General features: G+C 53.3%; 7 protein-coding genes. 3 read left to right on the plus strand and 4 right to left on the minus strand.

Features of this window, described 5'->3' with window-relative positions:
• A partial coding sequence (locus M0974_RS33125) for a substrate-binding domain-containing protein (RefSeq protein WP_297846537.1) occupies positions 1 to 339 on the minus strand: 339 nt, incomplete at its 3' end.
• 210 nt (positions 340 to 549) lie between these two features.
• On the opposite strand from M0974_RS33125, the gene M0974_RS33130 reads away from it, so the two are divergent.
• Together M0974_RS33130 and M0974_RS33135 are read left to right on the plus strand one after the other, a co-directional pair.
• Positions 550 to 801, plus strand: a complete 252-nt coding sequence (locus M0974_RS33130) for a DUF1654 domain-containing protein (protein ID WP_297846545.1) — start codon at positions 550 to 552, stop codon at positions 799 to 801.
• A 3-nt stretch (positions 802 to 804) separates the two neighbouring features.
• Positions 805 to 1,494: an endonuclease I family protein gene (locus tag M0974_RS33135; protein WP_297846538.1), complete on the plus strand. Its 690-nt coding sequence runs from the start codon at positions 805 to 807 to the stop codon at positions 1,492 to 1,494.
• A 79-nt stretch (positions 1,495 to 1,573) separates the two neighbouring features.
• Here M0974_RS33135 and M0974_RS33140 read toward each other — a convergent pair whose 3' ends face one another.
• The gene (locus M0974_RS33140) at positions 1,574 to 1,762 is read right to left on the minus strand and encodes a hypothetical protein (RefSeq protein WP_297846539.1); all 189 of its coding nucleotides are present in this window, start codon (positions 1,760 to 1,762) and stop codon (positions 1,574 to 1,576) included.
• Between the two features lie 291 nt (positions 1,763 to 2,053).
• Here M0974_RS33140 and M0974_RS33145 point away from each other — a divergent pair, with 291 nt between their 5' ends.
• Positions 2,054 to 2,281 carry a DUF6555 family protein gene (locus tag M0974_RS33145; RefSeq protein WP_297846540.1) on the plus strand — a complete coding sequence of 76 codons (228 nt, stop codon included), beginning with the start codon at positions 2,054 to 2,056 and terminating at the stop codon, positions 2,279 to 2,281.
• A 25-nt stretch (positions 2,282 to 2,306) separates the two neighbouring features.
• Here M0974_RS33145 and map read toward each other — a convergent pair whose 3' ends face one another.
• Together map and M0974_RS33155 are read right to left on the minus strand one after the other, a co-directional pair.
• On the minus strand, positions 2,307 to 3,098 hold the full coding sequence (gene map, locus M0974_RS33150) for a type I methionyl aminopeptidase (RefSeq protein WP_297846542.1): 792 nt from the start codon (positions 3,096 to 3,098) through the stop codon (positions 2,307 to 2,309).
• 278 nt (positions 3,099 to 3,376) lie between these two features.
• Positions 3,377 to 3,706: a helix-turn-helix transcriptional regulator gene (locus M0974_RS33155; protein ID WP_297846544.1), complete on the minus strand. Its 330-nt coding sequence runs from the start codon at positions 3,704 to 3,706 to the stop codon at positions 3,377 to 3,379.
• Positions 3,707 to 3,826: the final 120 nt, after the last annotated feature.

Here is a 3,826-nt window from a genome sequence, read left to right on the forward strand (position 1 = left end):
CTTGATCACTGCCACCAGCGCTTTAGAGTCGGCCGGTGCAATGACCAGGGCGTTGACCTTCTGCACGATCATTTGGTTAACGATAGCGATCTGCGCAGCAGTGTCCGACTCGTCCTTGATACCGTTGGAGATCAGGTCGAAATCAGCCGAGTGGTCTTTTTGATAGGCTTTGGCCCCATCTTCCATGGTCAGGAAGAATTCGTTAGCCAGTGATTTCATCACCAACGCAACTTTAGGTTTTTCAGGGGCGGCAGCATGGGCTGCAGAAAACGGGAGAATGGCGGATGCGGCGGTGAGCATAGCGACAGCGAGAAGACGAGCAGCGAATGGCAGCTTCATGGGTTCACTCCGATCTTATGATTATTGTTTTGGCATCGCTTGCGGCGGCGCAAACGTTTGCGTGAATGAACTATGAGAACGGCGGATTAATTTGTCAACTGCCGCGTCGCGTATCCTGACCAGTTGCTCGACGGTTTTAATATACCGCAGGTTGCGAAAAATCCCACATTGAAATACTGTATGCCCGTACAGCAAATCAAGGACTTCTCCGTGGCAAAGAATACTGCAGCAACGCCAAAGGCCCTCAGTTCCTATGAACTACTTGGGGCGCGGGTCCAGAAAATAATCAACTCCACCAACGCCCAGAAGTCGAGGACTGCGCTACTTATGCGTCTGCCTGATGAACTGGAAGACGAATGGAATCAAATGCTTGGTGAAATCGCCGAGAACGACAACGTCACCCTCGCCTATCGCGATGACGGTGGCGTGCAGATTTTCTGGACAGTGCCGAAGGAAGATTGAGGCATGATTGTTCGGGTGGCAGCCTTTCTGATATTGAGCATTTCCCTTAGCGCCCACGCCGATGCACCACGCACCTTCAGTGAAGCCAAAAGAATCGCGTGGGGGCTTTATGCGCCACAATCGACCGAGTTTTACTGCGGCTGCAAATACAATGGTCATCGGGTCGATATTGCCGGATGCGGCTATGTCCCGCGCAAAAATGCCAACCGTGCCCAGCGTATCGAATGGGAGCACATCATGCCGGCCTGGCAGATCGGCCACTTACGCCAATGCTGGCAAAACGGAGGGCGCAAGAACTGCACCAAGACCGACCCGGTCTACCAACACGCCGAAGCAGACCTGCATAACCTGGTGCCTAGTATTGGGGAGGTTAACGGCGACCGGAGCAACTTCAGCTTCGGCTGGCTTCCTGTGCAATCAGGTCAATACGGGTCATGCCTGACTCAAGTTGATTTCAAGGCGAAGAAGGTCATGCCTCGCCCGTCGATTCGCGGAATGATCGCCCGGACCTATTTTTACATGAGCAAGCAGTACGCCCTGCCCTTATCTAAACAAGACCGTCAATTGTACAAAGCCTGGGACAGGACGTACCCGGTAGAGGCTTGGGAAAGTCAGCGCAATCAGCGTGTAGCCTGCGTAATGGGTAGAGGAAACGAGTTTGTGGGCCCGGTGAACATGAAGTCCTGCGGCTGATCAGCTACGCGTCTGACCGACGCGAAAAAGCCCGGCACTTGCGAAAGTGCCGGGCTTTTCAATGAAGCCGGATAACGTCTTATGACGCCTCGGCTGCATCCTCTTCAGCCTGGATGCGCTGGGCGCGCTGGATCATCAGCTGCGAAGCATAATCAGCAGCTAATTGAGCAGCGTCGACAGGCTCAATCGCGCCACGGGTGATCAAACCGGTCAGTGCGGAGGCGGCAAACATATCCCAAATGTCTTGTTCATCATCAAGCAGTGACATGCGTACTTCCTCGTATAAATAGAGACAGTACTGTACCACCTGACGTCGCAAGACGTTGTAAGTCAGTTCTGCAAAACACGCTGACCGCTGAAGCGCTTCCGCAACTTTTACCGCGCATCCATTCATCGGAGGACTGTTCTACAACGTACAAATACGTGCAACATTTAGGTCGACGATAAGTCGCATTAACAGACCGTGAAGAAACGTTTTTTTGGGTAACAGCATCTGCGCCGTGGCTGCTTGAAGTTATCGACAGGTCGTTTATTTACGTTACCAATAGGAGGCGCATTGATGGATCAACAAAAGGAGTTTGAAATCGATTATCAATTTAACGGCGAGCGCAGGAGCTTTACTCATCAAGCCGCGCACCTGTGCGAGAGCGATGCCTTGCACATAGCAACCTTGCATGCCGGAGTTGTCAGTGCACAGGCCAATATAGCTGCAGGTCCCGTTCGACTAGCCCTTCAGCAAGCTGAGGGGCTAGGCATTACTCAAGTGCTATGGAAACGTTCGCGTTAGCACTGGTTGAGAGGGCAACATAGCTTCAGATGGAAGCATAGTCGCCGGTGCCATCTGGCCAAGGCGTCAATAGCTCAAAGCCGGTAGCTGTGACGGCGACCATGTGCTCCCACTGGGCTGAAAGCGATTGATCGCGGGTTAATACTGTCCAGCCGTCTGGCAATACCTTGGTCCCTGGCTTGCCCGCGTTGATCATGGGTTCAATGGTGAAAACCATGCCGACCTTGAGCTTCAGCCCCGCCCCCGCGCTGCCGTAATGCAACACTTGCGGCTCTTCATGGTAGTTACGGCCGATACCATGGCCGCAATAGTCACGTACCACGCTAAAACCTTCACGATGGGCAACGCTCTGAATGGCATGACCAATGTCGCCCAGGGTTGCCCCGGGGCGAACCGCCAGAATACCCGCGCGAGTAGCCTCGTAGGTGGCGTCCACCAGGCGCCGGGCCAGCGGGCTAACCTCACCCACGAGGTACATGCGGCTGGTGTCGCCAAACCAACCGTCTTTGATGACGGCGACATCAATATTGATAATGTCGCCGTCTTTAAGAATATCTGACGGGGATGGGATCCCGTGGCACACCACTGTATTTGGCGAAATGCAGGTGGTTTTGGTGAAGCCGTGATAGCCAACGTTGGCTGGAATGACTTTCAACTCGTTGACGATGTAATCGTTGCAAATATCATCCAGCGCTTCAGTACTGATACCCGCCTTGACGTGGCTGCTGATCATCGCCAATACGTCGGCGGCCAATCTGCCCGCAATGCGCAACTGGACCAGGTCCGCTTCTGTTTTGATAGTGATGCTGGGGCTCATTGCACTGCTTCCTCAAATATCGAACGGCGTTCATGGCAAGACGGTATCACCCCCCGCGTTCTGCCCGAATCAAAATTTGACCACTATCAGCATCAATAAGACCGGCGTAGCCGTTCGCAAAGGTTCACCCACCCCATTTTTCACCTCGCAATCAATATTCGAGGGATAAATACGCTATCAGCGCTCATGGGCAAGGAGGAATGTGAGGGTGCAGCGAGCGGTCAAGGGAGGATAAATTTAAGGGGTCATAACATTCGTAATGCAAACCACTTGGCGGCTTAGTCTGCCAAGCACTCAGATAGCGACAGCGCCAATTGCCCGATCGCGTCCTGGTCCACGCCCGTCAGCGCGCGATAATGCAAAATGACAACCCTTTCCGCCTCCGTCAGGCTTTCAATACGCAGCGGAGTGCGATGGCCTGACAGCAAATAAAGCACGTCAACCCCTTTGAAACTGAGGGCCGCCAAATAATCAGAACGCGGCGTACGCTGCCCGCTTTCGTATTTTCCCGGTGCGTTGGCTTCGACGCCGCCAATGGCTGCGAAGTCTTGTTGAGAGAGCCCTAGCGTCTTCCGCTCTTCTTTCAACCGCGAACCAAGATGATTCATTTGGGCTTACCTAAAGAGGAATGTCATTCATAACCATACGCGCACTTTACGTACGGAGTTGAACAATCGGGACCGGTTGCGAAGACGGTTACGAATTAAGTTCAGAATTTTTCCACCCGC

Origin of the sequence: Pseudomonas sp. (genome assembly GCF_026224925.1) — a bacterium.
Taxonomy (GTDB): domain Bacteria; phylum Pseudomonadota; class Gammaproteobacteria; order Pseudomonadales; family Pseudomonadaceae; genus Aquipseudomonas.

What these genes read in the sequence shown, in the direction of transcription:
- map (WP_297846542.1), bottom strand. Translation starts at nt 3,098, where the DNA reads ATGAGCCCCAGCATCACTATCAAAACAGAAGCGGACCTGGTCCAGTTG.
- M0974_RS33145 (WP_297846540.1), top strand. Translation starts at nt 2,054, where the DNA reads ATGGATCAACAAAAGGAGTTTGAAATCGATTATCAATTTAACGGCGAG.
- M0974_RS33140 (WP_297846539.1), bottom strand. Translation starts at nt 1,762, where the DNA reads ATGTCACTGCTTGATGATGAACAAGACATTTGGGATATGTTTGCCGCC.
- M0974_RS33135 (WP_297846538.1), top strand. Translation starts at nt 805, where the DNA reads ATGATTGTTCGGGTGGCAGCCTTTCTGATATTGAGCATTTCCCTTAGC.
- M0974_RS33155 (WP_297846544.1), bottom strand. Translation starts at nt 3,706, where the DNA reads ATGAATCATCTTGGTTCGCGGTTGAAAGAAGAGCGGAAGACGCTAGGG.